Origin of the sequence: Devosia submarina (assembly GCF_003056345.1) — a bacterium.
Classification (GTDB): Bacteria; Pseudomonadota; Alphaproteobacteria; order Rhizobiales; family Devosiaceae; genus Devosia; species Devosia submarina.
In genome coordinates, this window is record NZ_PYWB01000002.1 from 177,360 (window position 1) to 199,184 (window position 21,825).

Here is a 21,825-nt window from a genome sequence, read left to right on the forward strand (position 1 = left end):
GATTGCGCTGGCGCCTAGACCAAGGGTTGGCGGTAGTCCGCCGCGTAGTGGCCGGTGAGGCCGTGCTCTAGCTGACGCTCGATATCTGTTAACAGACTGCTAGCACCGAAGCGGAACAGATGCGGTTGCAGCCAGTGCGTTCCGAGCTCTTCCTTCATCAGCGCCATGTACTTGAGTGCATCGCCCGCAGTCGCAATGCCGCCAGCAGGCTTGTAGCCGATTTCGATGCCGGTTTCCTCGGCGAACCAGCGGATCATCCGGATCATAGTCAGCGAGGTCACAAGGTTCGCATTGACCTTTTCCTTGCCGGTCGAGGTCTTGATGAAATCGGCGCCGGCCAGCATGCAGACGAGCGAAGCCTTTGCGATGTTGGTTTGGGTGGCGAGTTCGCCTGTGCCCAAAATGGTCTTGATGTGGGCGTCGCCACAGGCCTTGCGGAAGGTGCGGACCTGATCGTAGAGCGCCTGCCAGTCGCCGCGCAGAACCATGCCGCGCTCGATGACGATATCGATTTCCTCGGCGCCATCGGCAACCGAAAGCTCGATCTCGCGCAGCTTGGTTTCAACGGGTGCCAGACCATGGGGGAAGGCGGTGGACACGGCGGCAACGGGGATACCGGTGCCCTTGAGGGCATGGACAGCTGTCTTGACGAAAGAATGGTAGACGCAGACGGCGCCGGGCAGGATGCGCAGATTGCCGATGTCGAGCTGCTCGAGAATGTCCTGGCGGAGGGGATGACGGGCCTTGGCGCAGAGGCGTTCGACGCGACCGGCGGTATCGTCGGCGTTGAGCGTCGTGAGGTCGATCAGCGTGATGGCCCTGAGCAACCAGGCGAGCTGATAGTCCTTCTTGACGGTGCGGCGGGTGCCAATAGTCGAGGCGCGGCGCTCGAGGGCGGAGCGGTTCATGCGGACGCGCCCGACCCAATCGAGATCCAGGGGAAAGCCCGGATTGCGCTTGTGGGTGGTTTCAGAGCGAAGCTTGTCGACGATCTTGAGGCTCATAGTTCCTCCACCAGCAAGGGGATCAGCCGCTTGAGTTTGTCGGCGCCCTGCACTGCCATGGTCTTGGTGTGCTCATGGCTGATGTTTTCAGCCGAGAGCCCTGCCCCCATATTGGTGATGGAGGAGCAGGCCCAGACCTTCATTCCCAGGAAACGCCCTAGGATCACTTCTGGTGCCGTGGACATGCCCACGGCATTGGCGCCCAAGCGGATGGCCATCTGGATTTCAGCCACCGTTTCAAAGCTCGGGCCGGAATACCAGAGATAGATGCCTTCGCCCAAGCGGATGTCGAGCCGCTCGGCCAGACCTTGCGCCTTGGCACGCAGATCCGGAGCATAGCAATCGACCATGTTCACAAAACGGCGGTCGGTCGCTTCCCCGATAAGTGGGTTCATGCCGGCATAATTGATGTGGTCGGAGATCAGCATCAGATCGCCGGGGCGGAAGCGTTCATCGACCGAGCCGGCGGAGTTGGTGAGCAAGAGGGTTTGCGCACCAAGGTCAGCCAGTGCTTCGAGCGCGGGGCGCATGGCGGCGGCGTTACCGTGTTCGTAGTAGTGTTCGCGGCCGGATAGGATTGCAACGCGCTTGCCACCAAGGATGCCGATCAGGAGGTCGCGGCCATGGCCGGACACCCCAGCGCCGGGGAAGCCCTTGAGCTCGGTATAGGGGATGGCGATCCTGTCGGCGAGGAGATCACCTATGGCGGACAGGCCGGAGCCTAGGACGATGGCCGCCGCGATAGGTTCCTTGCCGGCGATTTTCTGGATGGTCTTGGCGGCTTTGCTCATTTGGGCAGGTACTCCGGACCGAAGGAGTGGGGCAGCAATTGCTCCAAGGTTTGCGCCAGAGGGGTGCCCTCTACGCCATGGGAGATCACGGTAACATCGAGATCGGCGAATTCGCGAATACGCTGGCGACAGCCGCCGCAGGGCGTCACGGGTGCAGCACCGGGGCCGGTGACATAGATGCGCCTGATGCGGCGGGCACCGCCCGCAATCATCGCAGCGATGGCCGAGGTTTCGGCGCAGTTCCCTTGTGGGTAGGCAGCGTTCTCGATGTTGCAGCCAGAATAGATCTTGCCGTCGTCGGCGAGGATGGCGGCGCCCACGGAGAAGCGGGAATAAGGTGCGTAGGCCTTGGCACGAATGGCTTCGGCGGCTTCAAAAAGCCCTTGATCAATCGTATTCTCGGACATCGGCATCCTATCATTAGACCTCATCCTGAGCCTGTCGAAGGACGAGGTCGTGGCAATCTCTGGGGACCCGCCCTCGTGGTTCGACAAGCTCACCATGAGGGCCTAGTTGCATCGAAGGCGCGCTAGCGCTCCTTGGTGTAGGGCACACCGCCTGCCTTGGGGCCAACGGCTTTGCCGATGAAGCCGGCCAGCAGGATCACGGTCAGCACATAGGGCAGCGCCTGGATGGCCTGTACGGGGATTTCGATGCCGCCCAGGCGCGCGCTCTGCAGGCGAATCTGGAGGGCGTCGAGGAAACCGAAAAGGAGGCAGGTGAACATGGCGGGCACCGGCTTCCACTTGGCAAAGATCAGGGCGGCCAGAGCGATGTAGCCCTTGCCGGCTGTCATGTTGTTGCCAAAGCCGGAACCCTGCGCGATGGAGAAATAGGCGCCAGCAAGGCCGCAGAGGAGACCGGTTATGATCACGGCCTGGTAGCGCAGGGCGACCACGGAAATGCCTGCCGTATCCACCGCCTTGGGGTTTTCGCCCACAGCGCGCAGGCGCAGGCCGAAGCGGGTACGGTAGAGCACATAGGCAGTGACGGCCACCATGATGAAGCCGATGTAAACAAGCAGATAATGCCCGGAAATCAGGTCCGCATAAATGGGTCCGATGATTGGCACGCCGGAGAGTTCGCTGGCGAATGGCAGGGTGATGACGGAGAAGCGCCCGCCCTCATTGAGCGGCGGAGTACGCCCGCCCTGACCGAACCAGGTCTGGCCGAGGAATGTCGTCATGCCGGCGGCCAGCATGTTGATGGCGACGCCGGCAATAAGCTGGTTGCCCTTGAGGGTGATGGCGGCAACGCCTTGCAAAAGCGCCGTGCCCAGGGACACGGCCATGCCGGCAAGAAGGCCCATCCAGGCCGAGCCCGTGACAGCGGCGACCGCGCCAGCGGCGAATGCCGCTGCCAGCATCTTGCCTTCAAGGCCGATGTCGAAAATCCCGGCACGTTCGGAGTAAAGACCGGCAAGGCAGGCCAGAAGCAGCGGCGTGGACAGGCGGATCGTGGCGTCCAGAATGGAGAGGATGGTGGCGATATCCATCTCAGCTCTCCGTCTTGGCGGTGGACACGGCCACGGCTTCGGTCTTGTGCTCGGGCGTGTAGAGCATGAAAGCGCGCTCCAGCGTTGGCCGGAACAGCCCTTCCATGGCGCCGGTGAAGAGGATCACCAAGGCCTGAATGACGACGATCATCTCGCGGGTGATGCCGGGAATGACGAATTGAAGTTCTTGCCCGCCTTGGTAGAGCGCGCCGAAAAGGAGCGATGCGAGGAGGATGCCGATGGGGTGGTTGCGGCCCATCAGCGCCACGGCGATGCCAACAAAACCGGCGCCGGCGACAAAATCGAGCACGAGGCGGTTCTGCACGCCCATGACTTCGTTGATGGCCACCATGCCGGCGAGAGCGCCGGAAATGGTCATGGTGATCATGATCATCTTGCTGTTGGAAATACCGGCATAGCGCGAGGCGGTGGGATTGGCGCCCAGCACGCGCATGGCATAGCCGAACTTGGTGCGCCAGACGAGGAAGTAGACCCCAATCAGCGCGGCAATGGCGATGACGATGGAAAGGTTGACCGGCGAATAGCCGAAGAAGGAGAAGAATTGGCGCAGCTGCGGCACGCGCCCGGGGACTGCAATAGTGGCGGATTCAGGAGCCATGGTGGTAGCGGGCTTGAGCACACGGTTGACCATGTAGACCATCAGCGCCGCAGCGATGAAGTTGAACATGATAGTGGTAATAACCACATGGCTGCCGCGCTTGGCCTGCAGGTAACCGGGTATAAAGGCCCAAAAACCGCCGACGGCGCCTGCAGCGATGATGGCGAGCGGCATGGCAAGGAGCCAATGGGTCTGGTCGAGCGCCAGGGCAACGACGATGGCGCCCAGCCCTGCGACATAGGCCTGTCCATCGCCGCCAATATTGAAGAGCCCGGCATGGGCGGCTACTGCCACGGCAAGGCCGGTGAAGATGAAATTGGTGGCGTAGTACAGCGTGTAGCCAAAGCCATCGCCATAGCCGAAGGCGCCGTAGATGATGACCTGGATGGCGTGGAACGGGTTTTCCCCGACCAGCAGCACGACGAGGCCCGACACGAGGAAAGCCAGGATCAGGTTGATGGCGGGAAGCAGGGCGATATCGGCCCAGCGGGGAATAGGTCTGCGGGCGCTCATTCAGCTGCCTCGATGTTTGCGCTTGCCGCTTCAACCATCGCGTCTTGGTATTCCTTCAAAGTCTGATCACTCTCTTTGACCAGCCACGACGTCCTACCATTTGCATTGCGGCCGTAAATTACGGCTGCGGCTGCGCTTGGACTGGAGAATGGCACGTCTCTGGTGAAAGCAAGCATAGTCTGATCACTGCTCAACGAGAGTGAACCGTCGGCTATTAGTTGATCCCGAAGACCGCTGTATTGATTCATAGCATAATCGGGATCCTTGCGGGCGAGACTACCTTCCCGAACTATAGTCTCATCGCCGATCTGAACCGCAGCCGCAGAAAGCCCTTCTCGGCTGTTTCGTAGTATCAGTTCCAGTCGATCCACATCTGAATGAATGGGAGTAGCGGCGTTCCGAAAGACGGGCTGAACAACTCTAGAGATCGGCTCACGCAGTATGTCAAAACCAAGTACCGGAAGTACAGTCTTCAGCTGTTCAAGAAAGAACTCCATGTCTGCCAGATCTGATTCCGGCATGGCTCCCGGCGGAGGATCGTTGGCATTTAACACGTGAGCCCTGCCAGACTCGCGCGCGATCTGAGTAATACGGCTCTCTAGATATCTGACATGCGCTTTCGTTATATTCTGATCCGAGCTTGTAATCAGACAAACGCGTTCAAAAAAGTCCTTCTGCTCGTCTTTAGAATGCTGGACTATCCGCCGGCCTACGATGTCGCTTTCTCCAACATAAATTGTTCTTCTGACACTTGGATCCGGAGCATCTCCCAGCAGTATATAGACACCCGTTTTGTCTGCCTCCGGCCTGCGGACGAGCTCTGCCAGCCTTTCCCGAGGAGCGACCAAGACCCTGCCTGTCCAATTGATGATCTCAGCTGTTATCAAACCCGCCTGAGCGTTGCCGTCGACCAAGAAAAGTCTGACGGTACGGCCTAGGGCGCTCATGGCAGGGGTCCCTGTTCGGCAATGCCGAGGCCGCGGGGGGCCGCTTTGCTGTTGATGCCGGCCATCATAAGGCCGAGTTCGCCTTCGGTGGCGGTGGCGGGGTCGGCTTCGCCTACAATGACCCCGTCGAACATCACGAGGATGCGGTCGGCAAGGGAGCGAATTTCGTCGAGCTCGACCGAGACGAGGAGGATGGCCTTGCCCTCGTCGCGCATCTTGATGATCTCGTTGTGGATGAACTCGATGGCGCCGATATCGACGCCGCGGGTGGGCTGCCCGATCACCAGCACGTCGGGGTCCTGCTCCATTTCGCGGGCAAGGACGATCTTTTGCTGGTTGCCGCCGGAAAACAGCGAGGATTTGAGATTGATGTTGGCGGGCCGCACGTCAAAGAGCTTGATGTGGTCGGCAGCGGCTTTCTTGGCGGCGGCAATATCGAGGAACGGGCCCGCGCCATAGGCGGGTGTATCCTGGTAGCCCAGGATGGCGTTTTCCCATTCGGCGAAATTGGTGACAAGGCCCATGCGCTGGCGGTCTTCCGGGACATGGGCAAGGCCGGCCTGGCGGGCGCGGGCGGCGCCGTCATCGCCATCCAACGAGAGCGGCTCGCCCTTGACGAGGACATGTCCGGATTTCTGGTCGCGCATGCCGGAAATGGATTCCAGCAATTCCGACTGACCATTGCCGGAGACGCCGGCTATGCCGACGATCTCGCCGGCCCGCACGGCAAAGCTCACATCCTTGACGCGAGTGACACCCATGTCGTCGGCAACGACGAGGTTTTGCACTTCAAGGAGGGTTTTGCCAGGGGTGGCGGGCTTCTTGTCGACGCGCAGGAGGACGCGGCGCCCGACCATGAGTTCGGCGATCTGCTCGGGATTGGTTTCGGCGGTCTTGAGCGTGGCAACCATCTGGCCCTGGCGCATGATCGATACGCTATCGGTGATGGCCATTATCTCGCGCAGCTTGTGGGTGATCAGGATCACCGTCTTGCCCTGCTTGCGCAGGGTTTCCAGCACGCGGAAGAGGTCGTCGGCTTCCTTGGGGGTCAGAACGCCCGTGGGTTCGTCCAGGATCAGGGTTTCGGCGCCGCGATAAAGCGCCTTGAGGATTTCGACGCGCTGCTGCTGGCCTACCGAGATATCCTCGATGATGGCATCGGGATTGACCTCGAGGTCGTATTCCTGTTCGAGCCGATTGAGCTCCTTGCGGGCGCGGTCAAGGCTGGGCTTGATCAGGCCGGAATCCTCGGCGCCAAGCACGATGTTTTCAAGGACAGTGAAATTGTCGACCAGCATGAAATGCTGGTGCACCATGCCGATGCCCAGCTTGAGGGCATGGCGGCTGTCGGTGATGGCCTGAGGGGTGCCGTTGACGCGGATGGTGCCGCTGTCGGCGGTGTAGAAGCCATATAGGATGGACATCAAGGTGGACTTGCCCGCGCCGTTTTCCCCCACGATGCCATGGATGGTGCCGCGTGCGATCTTGAGATCGATGTCCTTGTTGGCGTGAACGTCGCCAAAGCGCCTGTTGATCTTTTCAAGCTCGATCGCCCAGCCATTTGCCGGGACAAAAGCAGCGGCCGTTTCCGGCCGCTGCGGGTTCATGGGGCCATTCTGGCTCATCAATTCTCGCTTAGAGAGGGCAGGACGAGTCGGTGAAGTAGTCGTGGACCTCGATATCGCCAGCGATGATCTGGTTCTTGATTTCCTCGACCTGGGTCTGCATCTCGGGGGTGATCAGTTCCTGGTTGTGTTCGTCCAGCGAATAGCCAACGCCATCTTCGGCAAGGCCGAGAACGGTGGTGCCGGGCTTGAAGGTGGCGTCGTCGGCCGCTTCGGTCAGGGCATTCTTCACGGCAAGATCAACGCGCTTGATCATGGAGGTCAGGACCGAGCCGGGCTGGAGGTAGTTTTGGTTGCTGTCCACGCCGATGGAGTATTTGCCGGCGTCCTTGGCAGCCTGCAGCACGCCAAGGCCCGAGCCACCGGCCGCGGCGAAAATCACGTCGGCACCAGCGTCGATTGCAGCCTTGGTCAATTCACCGGCGGTGACCGGATCGTTCCAGGCGGCCGGGGTGGTGCCGGTGTAGTTTTCGATCAGGGTTGCATCGGGGTTCACGTGCTTGGCGCCCTGGGCATAGCCGCAATAGAAGCGGTGGATCAGGGGAACGTCCATGCCGCCGACGAAGGCCACGGTGCCGGTTTCGCTCTTGAGCCCCGCCAGGGCGCCAACGAGGAATGAGCCGGTGTGCTCATCAAACAGGATGGACTGCACGTTTGGCGCTTCAACAACGGTGTCGATCACGACGAAATTGGTGTCAGGGAATTCAGGAGCAACGGCTTCAAGCGCCGCAGTCCAGGAGAAGCCGGCCATGACGATGGGGTTTGCACCCTGACCTGCAAAGCGGCGCAGGGCCTGCTCGCGCTGGGCATCGTTCTGCAGTTCCAGATCCAGGAAGTTGCCGCCCGTTTCTTCTTTCCAGGCCACGCCGCCATTATAGGCCGCTTCGTTGAACGACTTGTCGAACTTGCCGCCAAGATCATAGATCAGCGCGGGATCGGCGAAGGCTGCACCGGTCAGGACCGCGCTCAGCGCGATGCCGCCAGCGATAGCCTTGGTGAAGGTGGAAAATTTCATTGCTTAGTCTCCCTGTCTGGCACCTGAGCACCAGGTCTTTGCCCGATGGTTCAGCTTTGCGTGCGCTAGCAGGCGATACAATCGTGCAAATGCCGCGCCCGCAAGAGGGGATAATGCAAATTTTTCCGGTTGGTCAAAATTCAAGCGCCTCGGCTGGGCCGCTTTTCGGCAGGGCTAGAGGCGCGCCAGTATGCTCATGAACAGCCCCGGCAAATCGGCGTCGGCATACAGGACGCCAAGCACGGCAAGTGCCGCCAGTGAAAAAAGGGCGAGTGTGTCACGGGTCTGGGTGGACATGATTCAATTTGTTTCAAATGCGCTGGATTGCCGGCGACAGATAACCCGGGAACGCTGTGCTGATTATGATCCTTTCAAGGCAGAGAGCGGCATGGTTAGCGCCTGATTAATCCGGTCTGGAGGACCGTTCAGGGGGGCGGCAGAGGGGTGACCTGGGCGCCCATGGCAGCGCCGAAGCGCTCGAAAAAGCCGTCGATGATCTTTTGGGCCGAGTTGCCGATCACGGCCTTGCCCAGCTTCATTATCTGCCCGGATGCACCGCCTTCGGCCGTGAACACCAGCAGCGTTTGTTCGCCATGGTCGGACAGGGCAATGTCGGCGGCACCTTCGGCAAGGCCAAAGAGCCCGCCCTTGCCGCGGCCCGCAAGGGTGTAGCGTTCGGCCGGGATGATGTTGCTTAACATCAGCTCGCCCTTAAAGGATGGCTTGGCGACGCCCAGATTGACCTTGATCTCCATGTCCAGCGTGTTTTGGCCGGACCATTCTATGGAATGGCAGCCCGGAATGGCGGCTTTCAGCGTTTCGGCATCGTTGAGTGCCGCCCAAACCGCCACACGCGGCGCAGCGATTATATAACGCCCGCCAAAATCCATCAGCAGCCCTCCCCTGCACTGGCCCTATTGTGGCCGGAATGCCCCACGAAACAATTGCTTGCCATGCTTGGTCGGCCCCACTCTTTACGTGCGGCCTTTTCGCACCAATATGGCCTAAATAGTTGGCCCGGCAAGCAGTTGCAATTGCCACGCCCGGGTTCAGCAGCAATCTATGACGCGCACAAGCGCACACAATCGGCCCTGTGCCGGATACGGGAGCGAACAATAATGGCCACTGAAATGACCACCGCACCGAAACTCGAGACGGCCCCGGCGAGCGATATCGCCGAGCGTCCGCTGCAGTATCTGGACAAGGCCGTCAACGCCATTCGCGATCTTGGAATCTGGCCCGAGAGCCAAGGCGAGCAGCCGATCACCGGGCTTCTGAGCCAGATCACGGAACTCGATGAAACGCGCGTGATCCTGATCGGGCGCACGCTGTCGCAGGCCAGCGCCTTCAACGAAGTGGTGCGCGAGCAGATCGCGGCCATGAAGATCGGGGAGCGCTACGAGGAAATTACCAAGGGCTTCGATTCCATCCGCGACGATGCCAAGGGCATGGTTGACCAGCTATCGGACAACAAGATCGATCTGCTGGAGCGCGCGTCCAATGTGTGGATGAAGGTGAGCCGGGGCGATATTGCCACGCGGTTCAACCGGATTCGGGACACTTATCTTTCCGTGACCCGCGACACCAAGGACCAGATCGACCGCGAGCATGTCATCCTCGAAGCCTATCGCGATTTCCGAGGTGCGCTCAAGCAGGCCGAGGTGATGGCGCTTGAAGTGCTGGCGGTGGCCGAAGGCAAGCTCGCCGAAAAGAAGAGCATCCTCGAAGCGGCATCGGCGGCGGTTGCGGGCTATACCGGCACTGTGCCGGCCGATCGGGCACGCCTTGAAATGGAGCGTGACGAGAAGCTGCGCGACATGCAGAACGAAGAAAAGCGCTACCAGATCGCCAAGGACCTCTCGGACAATCTGACCATTTCCTACAATACTTCGGAAGTGGTGATGGCGCGGCTGATGCAGACCACCAATGCCAAGGAGCGGGTGTATCAGCAATCGATCTCGTTCTTTTCCACCAATGAGACCGTGCTGACGGCGCTGTCGGCCTCCTTCACCGGCATGTTCGGGCTGCATGAATCGACCGAAACTCTCAATGCCATGAAAGAGGGCATGAGCAAGAGCCTGGAAACGTTGAGCGAGATCGGCAGCCAGGTGCAGGAAGAAGCCGTACGTGCCGGCTATGGTCCAACGGTGCGGGCGGATGCGGTCAAGAAGCTCGTCGATTCCGTGATCAATTTCCAGGAAAAGAGCCGCACCATCATCAACGAGATGCGGGTTGCCTCCACCAAGAACTCGGCTGAAATCCGCGATGCGGTGGAAGACGGCAAGCGGCGCCTGGCGACTCTTGCAGCAGAGGGTAATGCTCTTTTGCTGGAAACCAGGCAGTAGAGAGCGGCTTACCCGGGTGAACGCCAATAATGAGTGACGTTTCGGCCAAGCCGGTCGCGCCCCTGGACGAAGTGATGCTGGCGATGGACGTGGTCGACACGCTCCGTCACCGGCAGGATCTGGCCACGCGTGAGCTTGCGGGGGTGGCACGCGAGCAGCAATTGATCGACAAGCTGCGCGAGATCTACCACCAGCAGGGGATCGAGGTACCCGACCACATCCTTAGGGAAGGCGTGGCGGCGCTGGCCGAGAGCCGCTTCGTTTATGATCCGCCAAAGCCTGGTCTTGGAACGACGCTCGCGCGGCTTTATGTAACCCGTGGCCGCTGGGGCAAGCCGGCGATGGCGCTGCTTGCCGTCCTGGTGACGTTGGGCGTGGCGTTTTTCGGCATCTACCTGCCCTACCAGACGGCACAGGCCGAACAGGCGCGGATCGAATTGGCCGAGGCTTTGCCCGCGCAGATGGATGCGCTTTACCAGACCATTTTCGAGGAAACCAAGGTGCAGCAGGCGGTCATGGATGCCGAGAGCCTGCGCCAGCGGGGGCATAGCTATGCCGCCGAGGGCAATCGCCAAGGCGCCTTGCAGGCCGTGGCTGACCTCACCGCGTTGCGCGATCAGTTGCGCCAGGAATATGTGTTGCAGATTGTCAGCCGGCCCGACGAGCAATCCGGTTTCTGGACCTTTCCCGAGATCAACAGGGCTGCCACCAACTATTACCTCGTGGTGGAAGCGTTAGACGCCGAAGGCAACAAGCTCTCCCTGCCGATCCGCAACGAAGAAAACGGGCAGGTCGAGACGGTGGGCAAATGGGGCCTGCGCGTCCCTGAGAATGTCTACAATGCTGTTGCGGCCGACAAGCGGGATGACGGGATCATCCAGAACCAGGAAGTTGGCCGGAAGTCCGACGGGTTCCTCCAGGTTGAATACAATGTGCCGGTGCTCGGCGGGGCGGTAACGCGGTGGTAGTGTCATGAGCATTCGCGGACCACAGGCTTTGGCGAGCCTTGATGAAGCCATGCGCGACATACGGCGCGAGGAAGACGAAATTGCCAAGCGTCTCGCCCGCTCGGCGGAGCGCATCGCCAAGATCAGGGAAGGCGAGGCGGAGCTGTTTCGCCAGCTGGCACAGCTGCGCCTTGATCCGGCCGTGCAGTCGGAACTGGATGGCGCGATTTCCAGCGCCGAGGTCAAGGCACGCGAAATGCTCAAGTCGCGCGCCAAGTCGATGAGCGAGGCCGAAGAGGCCGTGGCGCAAAGCGACACTAAACTCGCCGAGCTTGCAGCAAAGCGCGCCGAAGAACTGGAAAATTATGAAAGGCATCAGGCGCAGCTCAAGGCGCTTGCCGCCAAGTTCAGCGCCCAGATTGCGCGCGATCCGGCTTTTGCTGCAAAGCGCGCAGAAGCCACCGAATTGGCTGAAATCGCGGCGCAATCCATGCGCAAGACCGAACAGGCAGAGGCGGACCAGGATGCCAAGGGCAAGCCTTATCGGGATGATCCGCTGTTCATGTATCTTTGGGAGAGCGGTTACGGCACATCCAGCTACCGGGCCAATAATCTCGTCCGCTATTTTGATGGGCTGGTGGCAAGGCTAGTCCGCTTCGACAAGGCGCGGCCGAACTTTTCCATGCTCAACGAAATCCCGCTGCGGTTGCGCGAGCATGCGGAGCGGCAGATCGAGAGCGCCAAGGCAGCAGAGGCCGAGGTCGATGCGCTCGAGGTGCAGGGCATCGACAATGCCGGGGGCAAGCCCATCCGCCAAGCCATGGAAGCGGCGCAGGCGCGGATCGATGCCATTGATGCCGAGATCATGGAGATCGAGGACCAGCGCGACGAAGCAGCAAAGACGCTGGTGCAGTTGTCGCAAGGGAGCGATCCGGCGTTTGAAAGCGCGCTGGGGCAATTGGCGACGGCCCTGGGGCGCGAGGATATCCAGACCCTGTTGGCCGAGGCGCGCAGGACGCGGACAGCGCAGGACGACACAATCGTGGCGCAGATCGATGATGCGCGAGCCCGCGCCAAGGAAGAGGATGCCGAGACGCGCGAGCAGAAGGAGCGGCTCAAGACCCTGGCCGCTAGACGGCGGGAGCTGGAGGACATCCAGTGGGAGTTCAAGAAGCAGCGGTTTGATGATCCCCGTTCCACCTTCCGGGAAGACCGGCTGGTGGGCGATCTGCTGAACGATTTCCTGCGCGGCGGAATTTCGGCGGCGTCCTATTGGGAGCAGTGGCAGCGCTCGCAGAACTGGAGCGCGGGAACCTCGGACTGGGGCGGTGGCGTGGGCTTGCCCAATAATGGCCGCAGCCAAAGCAATTCGCCCTGGCGTGATGGCGGCGGATCATTCAGCTGGCCCGACAGCAGCTTTGGTGGGGGTTCGAGCAGCCGGCCGCGCAGTGGCGGCGGCTTTGGTGGCGGCTGGGGTGGTCGGCCGTCAGGTGGCGGGTTCTCTCGGCCGCGGACTGGATCAAGCGGCAATCGCCGCTCGGGCGGGTTCAAGACGGGCGGCGGGTTCTAGCCGGCGAGACCGGTGTAAAGGAAGTGCCCTCGGGTCGGACCCGAGGGTAACAATAGGGCGCTTGTTCAGGCTGGATTGATGAAGCCGAAAACCTGGGCGGCGTTGCCGGTTTGCTCGGCGAAGCGCTGGCGATGGACGCGCTGGACGAGAACTTCGCCGTTTTCCGGCGTGCCGGCCAGCAATTCCATGGTTTCGCTGATATAGGCATCGAGCGGCATGGCGTTTGGGTCGCGGGCCTGCTGTTCGCCCTGCAAGGTTGTTTGCACATAAGGTGGCGCTAGTTCGATGACCTCCATGGCGGTGTTTCGCAATTGGTGGCGCAGGGACTGCGTATAGGAGTGGATCGCGGCCTTGGTGGCGCTGTAGGTCGGCGTAGAAGCCTTGGGTACGAAGGCGAGGCCTGAGGATACCGTCAGCACAGCCGCCCGCTCCTGCTTAAGCAAATGGGGCAGCAGGGCTGCGGTAAGGCGGATGGGACCCAGAAGATTGGTGGCGATCGTGTCTTCGGCGGTTGCGAGGTAGGCGGGCGCGGCCAGGATATCCTCGTCGATCATGATGCCGGCATTGTTGATGACGGCGTTAAGCGCCGGAAAGGCATCGATGACGGCGGCCGCAAACTGCGCAATGGCTGCTTTGTCGGTCATGTCGACGGTGAACGCCGCCATGCCGGGATTGGCTGATGTGACGTCATCCAAAGCCGACTGCCGCCGGCCCGAAATAATCACCTGATTGCCGGCCTTGTGGAAGGCTTCGGCAAGGCCGCGGCCGATGCCGGAACCGCCGCCAGTGATAAGGATGGTGTTGCCCGTGATCTGCATGAGGATAGCTCCTTGCTCTTGATTGCCGGCAAGGTAGGCTTCACACTATCCATAGGGAAGTAGGCGCCGCAAAGTTCGATACATACCCGCAGGAGAGTGACTGTGCCACAAGGCTCCCGAGCAGAAAAAATCTTTGACTGGACCGACCGGGTGCCCAGCGGGCCACTTGATCCGGCGCTCCGAGCGCTGGTGCGGGACATTATAGGCAAGGTCGCTGACAAGTGGACAATGTTGATTTTGGAAGCGCTGGAGGAGCACGGCACGCTGCGCTTTACCGATGTCGGCCGAAAGGTTGGGGACATCAGCCAGAAGATGCTGACCAAGACCTTGCGACAGATGGAGGCGGATGGGCTGGTGGAGCGCACGGTTCATCCGGTAATCCCGCCGCATGTGGATTATCGGCTGACAGAGATGGGGCGCAGCCTTGGTGGCGCATTCTGCGGGGTGTGGATGTGGGCTGAAGCCCATCACGAGCAGATCGAGCAAGCCCGCAAGGTGTTCGCCGAGCGGAACGGCGCTCCCTAGTTTGCGGGCGGCTGGGCCATCAGTTCCCAGACATTGCCTTCACTGTCCTCGAAATAGGCGGAATAGCCCCATTCGGATTGCGTGCCGTCCATGATGATGGCGCCGCCTGCAATCAGGACCTGACGCAGAATGTCGTCGACCTCGTCGGAGCTGCCGGCTTGGTGGCTGAGGACAAACCCCGGTGTTCCGGCAATCGCTGCATCCTTGCCAGCGGTCTGGGCGATCTGCTCGCGGGGGAAAAGGACAAAGGAAAAATTGTCATCGAAAAAGAAGGCGACATGGTCCTCGCCAGGCGCGATCTGCTCGTCTGAAAGATCGAACAGAGCGCGGTAGAAGGTGAAGGCCCGCTCCAGATCGTCGACGCCGATGGTGATGATGGAGATCGATGGCTTCACGGCGGCGCTCCTTGCACGATTCGTCCGGAGCCTAGCACGGCTGCCTATTCGTAATAGAGGCTGATGCGCTGGCCGCCGATTTCGTGGACCTTGATCTCCATGTCGTAGATTTCGGAGAGCACTTTGGGGTCGATCATTTCGGCGGCGGGGCCCTGATTGGCCAGCTTGCCGTTTTTCATGGCGACGATGTAGTCGGAATACCAGGACGCAAAATTGATGTCGTGGAGCACCAGGACCACGGTTTTTCCCAGCTCGTTGGCGGCGCGGCGCAGGAGCTTCATCATGCCCATGGCATGCTTCATGTCCAGATTGTTGAGCGGCTCGTCGAGCAGGACATAGTCTGTGTCCTGGCAAAGGACCATGGCGACAAAGGCGCGCTGGCGCTGGCCGCCCGAAAGCTCGTCGAGGAAGCGGTCAGAGAGTTCACCGAGGTTGAGGTAACCGATAGCGTCGTCGATCTGCTGCTTGTCTTCGAGCGTGAGACGGCCCTTTGAATAGGGATAGCGCCCGAAGCTGACGAGATCGCGGACGGTGAGGCGCGCCGTCATGTGATTGTCCTGGCGCAGGATCGAGAGGCGCCGGGCCAGCACGTCGCTTGGGGTCTTGGTTACGTCGAGGCCAGCGACGGTGACCGTGCCCATATCCATGCTCATGAGGCGGCTGATCATGGACAGGAAGGTCGACTTGCCTGCGCCGTTGGGGCCGATGATGGAAGTAATGCCACCGGCCGGCAGGGTCAGGGAGACGCCATCGACCACGCAGGACGTGCCGTAGTTCTTGGTGACGCCTTGCGCGACGATCATCGGGCGGCTCTCCGTAACACAAGGAAGATGAACACGACGCCGCCCAGGAATTCGATGATGATCGAAAGGGCGGTATCAAATGCAAATAGGCGCTCCAGCACGGTTTGGCCACCCACGAGGCACACGATGCCCAGCAGCACGGCGGCAGGCAGGACATATTTGTGCCGGCTGGTGCCGAGGAGAGAATGGGCAAGGCTCGCCACCAGGAGGCCAAAAAAGGTGATGGGGCCGACAAGGGCGGTGGAAACCGCGACCAGCACGGAAACGAGGGTCAGGATGATGACCACGGTGCGCTTGTAGTCGACGCCCAGATTGATGGCTTGCGAACGCCCCAGCGAAAGAACGTCGTAGGTGTGCATAAGGCGGATGCCGACAATGGTCACCGCGCCCACGATGACGCTGGCGGCTACAAGCAGGGACGTGTCGACGGTGGCAAAGCTGGCAAAAAAGCTGTCCTGCAGCACGTTAAAGGCATTGGGATCCAGCAGGCGCTGCATGAATTGGGAAAGGCTGCGGAACAGGATGCCAAAGACGATGCCGACCAGCACGAGGAGGTGAAGGCTCCTTTCCTCGCCCAGAAACAGCCATTGGAAGAGGAGGCCTGAGAAGGCGACCATGACCAGAACTTCGGCGGCGAACTGCGCCTGGGGATTGAGCGTGCCGAGGGCGCCGATACCGAGGAAAAAGACGATGGCGGTCTGGATCAGCACATAAAGGGCGTCGAACCCCATGATGGAAGGGGTGAGGATGCGGTTGTTGGTGACAGTCTGGAACAGGACCGTGGAGACTGCCACCGAATAGGCGACAAGGCCGAGTGCCAGGAGCTTGCGACCGCGGAAGGGCAGCACAAAGCTCCAACTGCCCTTGGCGCCCAGGGTCATGAAGCAAATAATGGAAATGAGCGCCAGTGCACCCAGCACGAGGAGAACGAAGGCGGGGCGTGACAGCTTGCCGATGCGGCGAACGCTTGGAGCCGGGACGGGGACGGTGGTGGCGGGATCAGGTTGCATTGGGGCGCGTCCTGAGCAGGAGATAAAGGAAAACCATGCTGCCGATGACGCCAACCACGACGCTGATTGGGATCTCATAGGGCGCGCGAAGGATGCGACCGAGGATATCGCAGGCGAGAACGAAGCCCGCGCCCATCACGGCCACCCAGGGCACGGTGCGGCGCATGTTGTCGCCAACCATGAGGCTGACGAGATTGGGGATGATGAGGCCCAGGAACGGAATGGAGCCGACAGAAACCAGCACGACGGCGCTGACCAGCGAGACGATAACGAGGCCCAGGACCATGACGCGCTGGTAGTTGAGGCCAAGGTTTGTGGTGAAGTCCTTGCCCATGCCGGCAACGGTGAAGCGGTCGGCGGCGACATAGGCGAGGATGGTGCAGAGAAGGCCGATCCAGAGCAGCTCGTAGCGCCCGCGCAGAATGCCCGAGAAATCGCCCATGTTCCAGGCGAGGAGCGAGGGCAGAAGTTCGAAGCGATAGGCAAAGAAGGTCGTGACGGCGCCAATGATGCCGCCCAACATGATGCCGACCAGGGGCACGAGGAGCGTGTCGCGCAGGGGCACGGCTTTGAGGATGCGCAGGAAAAGGGCTGTGCCGGCCAGAGCAAAACTCGCGGCGATCAGCATCTTGCCCATCAACGGCCAGGCGGGGACGAAGATGGTGGCGACAAGGAAACCCAGGCTCGCCGCTTCCGTGGTGCCGGCAGTGGAGGGCTCAACGAAGCGGTTGCGCACAACCATTTGCATGACGAGGCCAGCCACGGCCATGGCGGCGCCGGAAAGGATGATGGCCAGGGTGCGCGGAATGCGGCTGATCAGGAGGACCTGTGTCGCGCGGTCCTCGGGGCCGGAGGACAGTAGCGTGCCGAGTGACACATCGCTGACACCCACAAAGAGGCTGGCGATGGCCAGGGCAATGGTCAGGATGATGGCGCCTGCGAGAAGCCGCAAGGGCAGACCTTTCGTTTAAACGAGCAAGACCCGGCGGTTCGAAAACCGCCGGGCCCCAATCGGTAAGCCTTTAGATCAGGCGTTGAGACCAGCCAAAACCTGGTCCAGCAAGAGCATCAGGCCGGAATAGCCATGCATGGTGATATAGGCAGCCTGGGGGTCGAGATAGACGATGTGGCCGTTCTGGGATGCGTTGGTCTGGTTGACCAGTTCGTTGTCCAGCAGGGCCGCGGCAGCGCCGGTGTTTTCGCCAACGCCCGCGTCACGGTCGATCACGAAGAGCCAATCGGGATTGGCTTCAAGGATGAACTCGAAGGAAACGGTGTCGCCGCCATGATCGCCATCATCGACTTCGGCCATGGGCGAGACCATGCCGATTTCGTTGTGGATCCAGGAAACGCGGCTATCCGGACCGTAAACGCCCACATTGCCGGCATTGGTGACCAGCACCATGGCCGTGCCCTTGCCTTCGGCAGCGGCTTTGACTTCGGCGACCTTGGCATCAAGGTTGGCGTTGAGTTCGGCGGCCTTGTCGCTGACTTCGAAGATCTCGCCAAGCTTGGTGATGTTGTCTTTGACGCCCTGGATCAGGGCATTGTTGGACACCGAGAGATCGATGGTGGGCAGGATCTCGGAGCCGGTGGGGTAAGCGGTGCGCGAGCGGGAAGCGACGATATAGAGGTCAGCTTCGGCCGCGGCGATGCCTTCGAAATCAGGCTCCTGGAGCGAGCCGATCTTGAGAGCGTCAGCTGGAACGCTGTCGGCGAGGTAGCCGGGAGCGTTGGAGCCGGGAAGGCCCGCTACGGGGATGCCTAGGGCGGTCAGATTGTCAAAGGCTGCCCAATCGGACACCAGAACCTTGCTGGGAACGCCGGTGATGGTGGTTTCACCCTGGGCATGGGTGATGGTTTTTTCCTGCGCGACGGCCGCAAACGACGTCACGGACAAGGCGCCGGCAACAAGCGCGGCCAGAATAGCGGAGGTGGGGATGAGCTTCACAGCAACTTCCAATCCGAGGCTGAAACAAGTGGAAAGCGCAAAGATGACCGCGCTTGTCCGCTTACTAGCCAGCTGGCATCGCGCTGTCAAAATATAATCTGAGGTGCCGGATCACCTTTGCACAAGCCTGTGCAAGATGATCCGGTCGCTGTCCTCAGCTTTTGGCCAGGAGATTGCGGATTTTCCCAAGGGCCGTGGCGTTGTCTTCGCCATAAGCAATGGTGCCCTGGAAGGCGCCGTCCTTATCGAGAAGGAAAACCGAGGCGGTGTGATCCATTGCGTAATCACCGCCTTCCACTGGCTGCTTGGCATAGTAGACGCCCCAGCCCTTGGCGAGCTTGGCGATCTCGTCGGTCGAGCCGGTGAGACCTGTCACACGCGGCACCCAGGAGATGTATTCGCCCAGGATTTCGGGGGTGTCGCGCTCGGGATCGACAGTGGCAAAGAAGCCGCGGAGGCCCCTGCCCTCCTCGCCCAATTGCTCGAACCAGGTCGACATTTCAGCAAGCGTCGTTGGGCAAACTTCGGGGCAGTGGGTGAAGCCAAAAAAAAGGAGCGATGGCTGGCCCTTGAGGATGGATTGGTCAATTGGCGAGCCGTTCTGATCGACGAGGTTGAAGCTGGCCTGCCCGAAAGTGGATGCCTCAGGCTGTGGCTGGCGAAGAAGGAACGTGCCGGCGGCAAGACCCGTGCCGAGCACAGCGACAAGGACCCAGAGCCAGATTCGAAGGGTTTTCATGGCTAATGGCTCATCGTGTGGTCGGCCGAACGGGCAGCGGCACCGAGGATGGGCAGTTCAACATCCACCGTTCCCGCCTTTTCAAAGGTCAGGCTGATGGTGATTGTTTCGCCTTCTACCAGCTTACCTTCAAGGTTCATGAGCATGATGTGAAGCCCGCCGGGCGCCAGGGTCACCGTCTCGCCGGCAGGGATGGGCAAGCCATCGTGCAGGTGCCGCATCTTCATGACATCGCCCTCCATGGCCATGTCATGGATCTGTACCGTGCCGGCGACAGGCGATGTGGCCGAGACGAGGCGGTCATCTTCGGCGCCGGTGTTTTCGATGGTGAGGTAAGCGCCGCCGACCAGGGCATTGGGCAGGGTGGCGCGGGTGAAGAGGGCCGAGATGTTGAGAGGGCCGAGGTGGACAACACCGTTATGCGCGAAGGCCGGGGTGATCAGCAAAAGCGTGGCGGCAAGGGCAGCCTGGACGAGACGAAGCATGATGGTTTTCCAGTAAAAGGGGGTTCGATGGGCCGATTGGCCGTTGGTCAGCCCAGGACTGGAGGGGCTCTTGCGCCCAAGGGGATAGGGGCAGTTCTTGCCGGGAGGAGCAGGGAAGGAATCGCGCGCGGGGCAGCAAGCGCGGTTCGCCCGATTGGGAGCACGATGGCGGCGGGTGGGGGTGCAATGAGATCGTTTTTGCCAATGCTAGTGGCAGGACATTTTGCGACGGCCAGCTCGTTGCTATCGCTGCTGTTTTCGAGCGGGCTGCAGAGGACCCAGCCGGTTACCAGCGTGGTAAAACCGAGTTCCTGAAGAGCAAGCTGGCTGGCGCGAGCCTGGTGGAGCGGCGCCAGGATGGTGAGCAAATAGATGGCGAGGACCGCCAGGGCCGTGCCGATCTCCTTTGCCATGATGCGCTGGGTGCTCATGGTCTTGTGGTAGGCGGGTTTCGTGCCGCGCTCAAGAGCGGTGTTGTCGCGGCTAGGCGCTGGGTGCGTAGGTTTCGCTGCAGAGGGCAATGAAACTCTTCATGGCGGCCGAAAGCGGGCTCGACTTGCGGCGGGCGACAAGCAATTGGCGCAAGGCCCAGGGCTCGGCCAAGGGAGCGCAGACGAGGTCGGTGCCGGCAAGGAGATGCAGGCTCGTGGAACGGAGGAAGCCTATGCCAAAGCCCGCTTCCACCATGCGCACCAGGGCGGGAAAGCTTTCCACGCTGACATTGGTTTGCACGGGTTTTCCGGCCTTCTTGGCGGCTTCGGCGACGAGGCGATCGAGCGAGCCGGTGTGGTGGATGCCCACAATGGGGTAATCGATGACGGTGTCGAAAGCGATGGTTTGGCGCGGCTGGATCTGTTCGGCCAGGGGGTGTTCTGGCGGAGCGAGGACCCAGACGCGGTCATCCTCGAAGGGTTTGATCTCGAAGCGCGTGAAATCATAATGATCGGAGACGATGGCGACATCGGCACGGCCTTCGTCGAGCGCCAGAAGAGCCCGGGCGGCGCCGGTTTCCTGGATGTCGATCTGGATGCCCGCGTGCTTGGCGGCGTAGCGGGCCAGCAATTCCGGCAAGCGACCAGTCAGGGCCGAGCTGGTGCAGGCCAGCCGCAGGCTGCCGCGCTGGCCTGCGCCAAAATCGGCCATGACGGCGTCGAGATCGGCAATGGAGCGCAGCACGGTGCGGCAGCCTTCGGCATAGGCCTGGCCGGCCGTGGTGAGCTTGACGCCATGGGCGGAACGATCGAACAGGACGACGCCCAGGCGGCTTTCGAGGTCGGACACGCGGCGGCTGACGGCAGACGAGGCTATGCCTTCGCGCTCGGCGGCGCGGCCAATAGAGCCGGTATCGGCCAAAAGCAGGATCAGCCGCGCGGTGACGCTGTCGAAAGGTGCCATGTCATCTCCATAGATGAGCGGCACCTTACTCATCGCGCCTAGATCAGCAAGGAAATGCCGCGCGCGAGGTAATAAATCCCGATGGTAGAGACGATGAGGCGCGTCCAGCGCTTGAAATTGGCGTCGGTGAGACGCTGGAGAACCCAATGGCCGGCGCTGGTGCCCAGGACCGCGAAGGGCGCGGCCAAGGCGATCGCACCCCATTCAAATGGGGCGAGATTTGCGGTGGCACTCCAGTAAAAGGCGATCTTGGCGGCATGATTGACGACCTGGGCTGCGGCTTTCGTGGCGATGATGGTACGCCGGTCCATGGGGGTGCGGATAAAAAACATGTCGATGGTGGGACCAGCGACGCCCACGGCCAGGTTTATGCCGCCACCAAGGAGGCCGCAGAGGAAGGCGTGGTGGGGTTTGCTGGCGTCCAAAGCCAGCCAATGCTGGGGAATCCAGAGCAGGATCGGCAGCAGGCCAATGGTGATGCAGACAGTCGCAAGATCGGGCGTGTAGCGCAGGATGAACAGGGCGATGGCGGCGGTGACGAGGCCACCTGTCATAATGGCAAGGACGCGCAAGTCTATGTAGGCGCGGGAGAAATAAGCGCGCGAGCCATTGGCGATGAGCTGGATGGCGCCTTGGACGGCGATGGCGGTGCCCACGGGGAGAATGAGGAGAAGAATGCCGAGGAGGACCAAGCCACCTGCCATGCCGAAGATGCCGGACAGCATGGAGGTGAGGAATACGGAGAGAAGAAGAACTGCGCCGATCCAGATCATTTTGCCAAGCCCGTCATAGGTATGTGTTGTGCACGTGCCTGGGCGAAGCGGGTAGACTGG

The 21,825-nt window shown here is 61.1% G+C and carries 25 protein-coding genes; 4 read left to right on the plus strand and 21 right to left on the minus strand.

Annotated features, from left to right (window positions below):
* Positions 1–14 precede the first annotated feature (14 nt).
* The 10 genes from deoC to DDE77_RS03460 form a co-directional block, all read right to left on the minus strand.
* On the minus strand, positions 15–1,004 hold the full coding sequence (deoC, locus tag DDE77_RS03420; protein ID WP_108396039.1) for a deoxyribose-phosphate aldolase: 990 nt from the start codon (positions 1,002–1,004) through the stop codon (positions 15–17).
* The gene (locus tag DDE77_RS03425) at positions 1,001–1,795 is read right to left on the minus strand and encodes a purine-nucleoside phosphorylase (RefSeq protein WP_108396040.1); all 795 of its coding nucleotides are present in this window, start codon (positions 1,793–1,795) and stop codon (positions 1,001–1,003) included. The genes deoC and DDE77_RS03425 overlap by 4 nt, the downstream gene beginning before the upstream one ends.
* Positions 1,792–2,202 (minus strand): cytidine deaminase, encoded by a 411-nt coding sequence (locus DDE77_RS03430; protein WP_157959654.1) that lies wholly within the window; start codon positions 2,200–2,202, stop codon positions 1,792–1,794. Before DDE77_RS03430 ends, DDE77_RS03425 begins: the two co-directional genes overlap by 4 nt.
* Positions 2,203–2,324: 122 nt before the next feature.
* Positions 2,325–3,290: an ABC transporter permease gene (locus DDE77_RS03435; RefSeq protein WP_108396042.1), complete on the minus strand. Its 966-nt coding sequence runs from the start codon at positions 3,288–3,290 to the stop codon at positions 2,325–2,327.
* A gap of 1 nt (position 3,291) precedes the next feature.
* Positions 3,292–4,422, minus strand: a complete 1,131-nt coding sequence (locus tag DDE77_RS03440) for an ABC transporter permease (RefSeq protein WP_108396043.1) — start codon at positions 4,420–4,422, stop codon at positions 3,292–3,294.
* On the minus strand, positions 4,419–5,369 hold the full coding sequence (locus DDE77_RS03445) for a GIY-YIG nuclease family protein (protein ID WP_108396044.1): 951 nt from the start codon (positions 5,367–5,369) through the stop codon (positions 4,419–4,421). The genes DDE77_RS03440 and DDE77_RS03445 overlap by 4 nt, the downstream gene beginning before the upstream one ends.
* Positions 5,366–6,976 (minus strand): ABC transporter ATP-binding protein, encoded by a 1,611-nt coding sequence (locus DDE77_RS03450; RefSeq protein ID WP_108396270.1) that lies wholly within the window; start codon positions 6,974–6,976, stop codon positions 5,366–5,368. The genes DDE77_RS03445 and DDE77_RS03450 overlap by 4 nt, the downstream gene beginning before the upstream one ends.
* A gap of 28 nt (positions 6,977–7,004) precedes the next feature.
* A complete protein-coding gene (locus tag DDE77_RS03455) occupies positions 7,005–8,009 on the minus strand; it encodes a BMP family lipoprotein (RefSeq protein WP_108396045.1) in 1,005 nt (334 codons plus the stop codon).
* A gap of 174 nt (positions 8,010–8,183) precedes the next feature.
* On the minus strand, positions 8,184–8,306 hold the full coding sequence (locus tag DDE77_RS20040) for a hypothetical protein (protein WP_281261287.1): 123 nt from the start codon (positions 8,304–8,306) through the stop codon (positions 8,184–8,186).
* Positions 8,307–8,434: 128 nt separating this feature from the next.
* Entirely contained in the window at positions 8,435–8,899 is a 465-nt protein-coding gene (locus DDE77_RS03460) for an SRPBCC family protein (RefSeq protein ID WP_108396046.1), read from the minus strand.
* Between the two features lie 228 nt (positions 8,900–9,127).
* Here DDE77_RS03460 and DDE77_RS03465 point away from each other — a divergent pair, with 228 nt between their 5' ends.
* From DDE77_RS03465 to DDE77_RS03475, 3 genes are read left to right on the plus strand one after another with little or no spacing between them, the layout of a single operon-like run.
* Positions 9,128–10,354: a cell surface protein gene (locus DDE77_RS03465; protein ID WP_245895068.1), complete on the plus strand. Its 1,227-nt coding sequence runs from the start codon at positions 9,128–9,130 to the stop codon at positions 10,352–10,354.
* Between the two features lie 29 nt (positions 10,355–10,383).
* On the plus strand, positions 10,384–11,322 hold the full coding sequence (locus DDE77_RS03470) for a DUF6384 family protein (protein ID WP_108396047.1): 939 nt from the start codon (positions 10,384–10,386) through the stop codon (positions 11,320–11,322).
* Between the two features lie 4 nt (positions 11,323–11,326).
* The gene (locus DDE77_RS03475; RefSeq protein WP_157959655.1) at positions 11,327–12,871 is read left to right on the plus strand and encodes a coiled-coil domain-containing protein; all 1,545 of its coding nucleotides are present in this window, start codon (positions 11,327–11,329) and stop codon (positions 12,869–12,871) included.
* 65 nt (positions 12,872–12,936) lie between these two features.
* Here DDE77_RS03475 and DDE77_RS03480 read toward each other — a convergent pair whose 3' ends face one another.
* Positions 12,937–13,689, minus strand: coding sequence for an SDR family oxidoreductase (locus tag DDE77_RS03480; protein WP_108396049.1), 753 nt, complete (start codon positions 13,687–13,689; stop codon positions 12,937–12,939).
* A gap of 102 nt (positions 13,690–13,791) precedes the next feature.
* On the opposite strand from DDE77_RS03480, the gene DDE77_RS03485 reads away from it, so the two are divergent.
* A complete protein-coding gene (locus DDE77_RS03485; protein ID WP_425430725.1) occupies positions 13,792–14,214 on the plus strand; it encodes a winged helix-turn-helix transcriptional regulator in 423 nt (140 codons plus the stop codon).
* On the opposite strand, the gene DDE77_RS03490 is transcribed toward DDE77_RS03485, so the two are convergent.
* From DDE77_RS03490 to DDE77_RS03535, 10 genes are all read right to left on the minus strand, one after another.
* Positions 14,211–14,609 carry a VOC family protein gene (locus tag DDE77_RS03490; RefSeq protein ID WP_157959656.1) on the minus strand — a complete coding sequence of 133 codons (399 nt, stop codon included), beginning with the start codon at positions 14,607–14,609 and terminating at the stop codon, positions 14,211–14,213. The two genes, DDE77_RS03485 and DDE77_RS03490, sit on opposite strands and share 4 nt — an antisense overlap.
* A 44-nt stretch (positions 14,610–14,653) precedes the next feature.
* Positions 14,654–15,412 carry an iron ABC transporter ATP-binding protein gene (locus tag DDE77_RS03495; protein WP_108396051.1) on the minus strand — a complete coding sequence of 253 codons (759 nt, stop codon included), beginning with the start codon at positions 15,410–15,412 and terminating at the stop codon, positions 14,654–14,656.
* Positions 15,409–16,422: an iron chelate uptake ABC transporter family permease subunit gene (locus DDE77_RS03500; RefSeq protein ID WP_108396052.1), complete on the minus strand. Its 1,014-nt coding sequence runs from the start codon at positions 16,420–16,422 to the stop codon at positions 15,409–15,411. Before DDE77_RS03500 ends, DDE77_RS03495 begins: the two co-directional genes overlap by 4 nt.
* Positions 16,412–17,374 (minus strand): ABC transporter permease, encoded by a 963-nt coding sequence (locus DDE77_RS03505; protein ID WP_108396053.1) that lies wholly within the window; start codon positions 17,372–17,374, stop codon positions 16,412–16,414. Before DDE77_RS03505 ends, DDE77_RS03500 begins: the two co-directional genes overlap by 11 nt.
* A 75-nt stretch (positions 17,375–17,449) precedes the next feature.
* Entirely contained in the window at positions 17,450–18,373 is a 924-nt protein-coding gene (locus DDE77_RS03510; RefSeq protein WP_245895069.1) for a siderophore ABC transporter substrate-binding protein, read from the minus strand.
* A gap of 154 nt (positions 18,374–18,527) precedes the next feature.
* Entirely contained in the window at positions 18,528–19,112 is a 585-nt protein-coding gene (locus tag DDE77_RS03515; protein WP_108396054.1) for an SCO family protein, read from the minus strand.
* 2 nt (positions 19,113–19,114) lie between these two features.
* A complete protein-coding gene (locus tag DDE77_RS03520) occupies positions 19,115–19,597 on the minus strand; it encodes a copper chaperone PCu(A)C (protein WP_108396055.1) in 483 nt (160 codons plus the stop codon).
* A gap of 47 nt (positions 19,598–19,644) precedes the next feature.
* Positions 19,645–20,028: a hypothetical protein gene (locus DDE77_RS03525; protein ID WP_108396056.1), complete on the minus strand. Its 384-nt coding sequence runs from the start codon at positions 20,026–20,028 to the stop codon at positions 19,645–19,647.
* Between the two features lie 52 nt (positions 20,029–20,080).
* Positions 20,081–20,992 (minus strand): LysR family transcriptional regulator, encoded by a 912-nt coding sequence (locus DDE77_RS03530; RefSeq protein WP_170116472.1) that lies wholly within the window; start codon positions 20,990–20,992, stop codon positions 20,081–20,083.
* 38 nt (positions 20,993–21,030) lie between these two features.
* Positions 21,031–21,765, minus strand: coding sequence for a TSUP family transporter (locus DDE77_RS03535; protein ID WP_108396058.1), 735 nt, complete (start codon positions 21,763–21,765; stop codon positions 21,031–21,033).
* Between the last annotated feature and the right edge of the window lie 60 nt (positions 21,766–21,825).

Coding starts and splice junctions, on each gene's coding strand:
- DDE77_RS03515 (WP_108396054.1), bottom strand. CDS start 19,112: ATGAAAACCCTTCGAATCTGGCTCTGGGTCCTTGTCGCTGTGCTCGGC.
- DDE77_RS03535 (WP_108396058.1), bottom strand. CDS start 21,765: ATGATCTGGATCGGCGCAGTTCTTCTTCTCTCCGTATTCCTCACCTCC.
- DDE77_RS03530 (WP_170116472.1), bottom strand. CDS start 20,992: ATGGCACCTTTCGACAGCGTCACCGCGCGGCTGATCCTGCTTTTGGCC.
- DDE77_RS03425 (WP_108396040.1), bottom strand. CDS start 1,795: ATGAGCAAAGCCGCCAAGACCATCCAGAAAATCGCCGGCAAGGAACCT.
- DDE77_RS03445 (WP_108396044.1), bottom strand. CDS start 5,369: ATGAGCGCCCTAGGCCGTACCGTCAGACTTTTCTTGGTCGACGGCAAC.
- DDE77_RS03495 (WP_108396051.1), bottom strand. CDS start 15,412: ATGATCGTCGCGCAAGGCGTCACCAAGAACTACGGCACGTCCTGCGTG.
- deoC (WP_108396039.1), bottom strand. CDS start 1,004: ATGAGCCTCAAGATCGTCGACAAGCTTCGCTCTGAAACCACCCACAAG.
- DDE77_RS03435 (WP_108396042.1), bottom strand. CDS start 3,290: ATGGATATCGCCACCATCCTCTCCATTCTGGACGCCACGATCCGCCTG.
- DDE77_RS03525 (WP_108396056.1), bottom strand. CDS start 20,028: ATGAGCACCCAGCGCATCATGGCAAAGGAGATCGGCACGGCCCTGGCG.
- DDE77_RS03430 (WP_157959654.1), bottom strand. CDS start 2,202: ATGTCCGAGAATACGATTGATCAAGGGCTTTTTGAAGCCGCCGAAGCC.
- DDE77_RS03520 (WP_108396055.1), bottom strand. CDS start 19,597: ATGCTTCGTCTCGTCCAGGCTGCCCTTGCCGCCACGCTTTTGCTGATC.
- DDE77_RS03500 (WP_108396052.1), bottom strand. CDS start 16,422: ATGCAACCTGATCCCGCCACCACCGTCCCCGTCCCGGCTCCAAGCGTT.
- DDE77_RS03475 (WP_157959655.1), top strand. CDS start 11,327: ATGAGCATTCGCGGACCACAGGCTTTGGCGAGCCTTGATGAAGCCATG.
- DDE77_RS03440 (WP_108396043.1), bottom strand. CDS start 4,422: ATGAGCGCCCGCAGACCTATTCCCCGCTGGGCCGATATCGCCCTGCTT.
- DDE77_RS03480 (WP_108396049.1), bottom strand. CDS start 13,689: ATGCAGATCACGGGCAACACCATCCTTATCACTGGCGGCGGTTCCGGC.
- DDE77_RS03470 (WP_108396047.1), top strand. CDS start 10,384: ATGAGTGACGTTTCGGCCAAGCCGGTCGCGCCCCTGGACGAAGTGATG.
- DDE77_RS20040 (WP_281261287.1), bottom strand. CDS start 8,306: ATGTCCACCCAGACCCGTGACACACTCGCCCTTTTTTCACTGGCGGCA.
- DDE77_RS03465 (WP_245895068.1), top strand. CDS start 9,128: ATGGCCACTGAAATGACCACCGCACCGAAACTCGAGACGGCCCCGGCG.
- DDE77_RS03450 (WP_108396270.1), bottom strand. CDS start 6,976: ATGAACCCGCAGCGGCCGGAAACGGCCGCTGCTTTTGTCCCGGCAAAT.
- DDE77_RS03455 (WP_108396045.1), bottom strand. CDS start 8,009: ATGAAATTTTCCACCTTCACCAAGGCTATCGCTGGCGGCATCGCGCTG.
- DDE77_RS03460 (WP_108396046.1), bottom strand. CDS start 8,899: ATGGATTTTGGCGGGCGTTATATAATCGCTGCGCCGCGTGTGGCGGTT.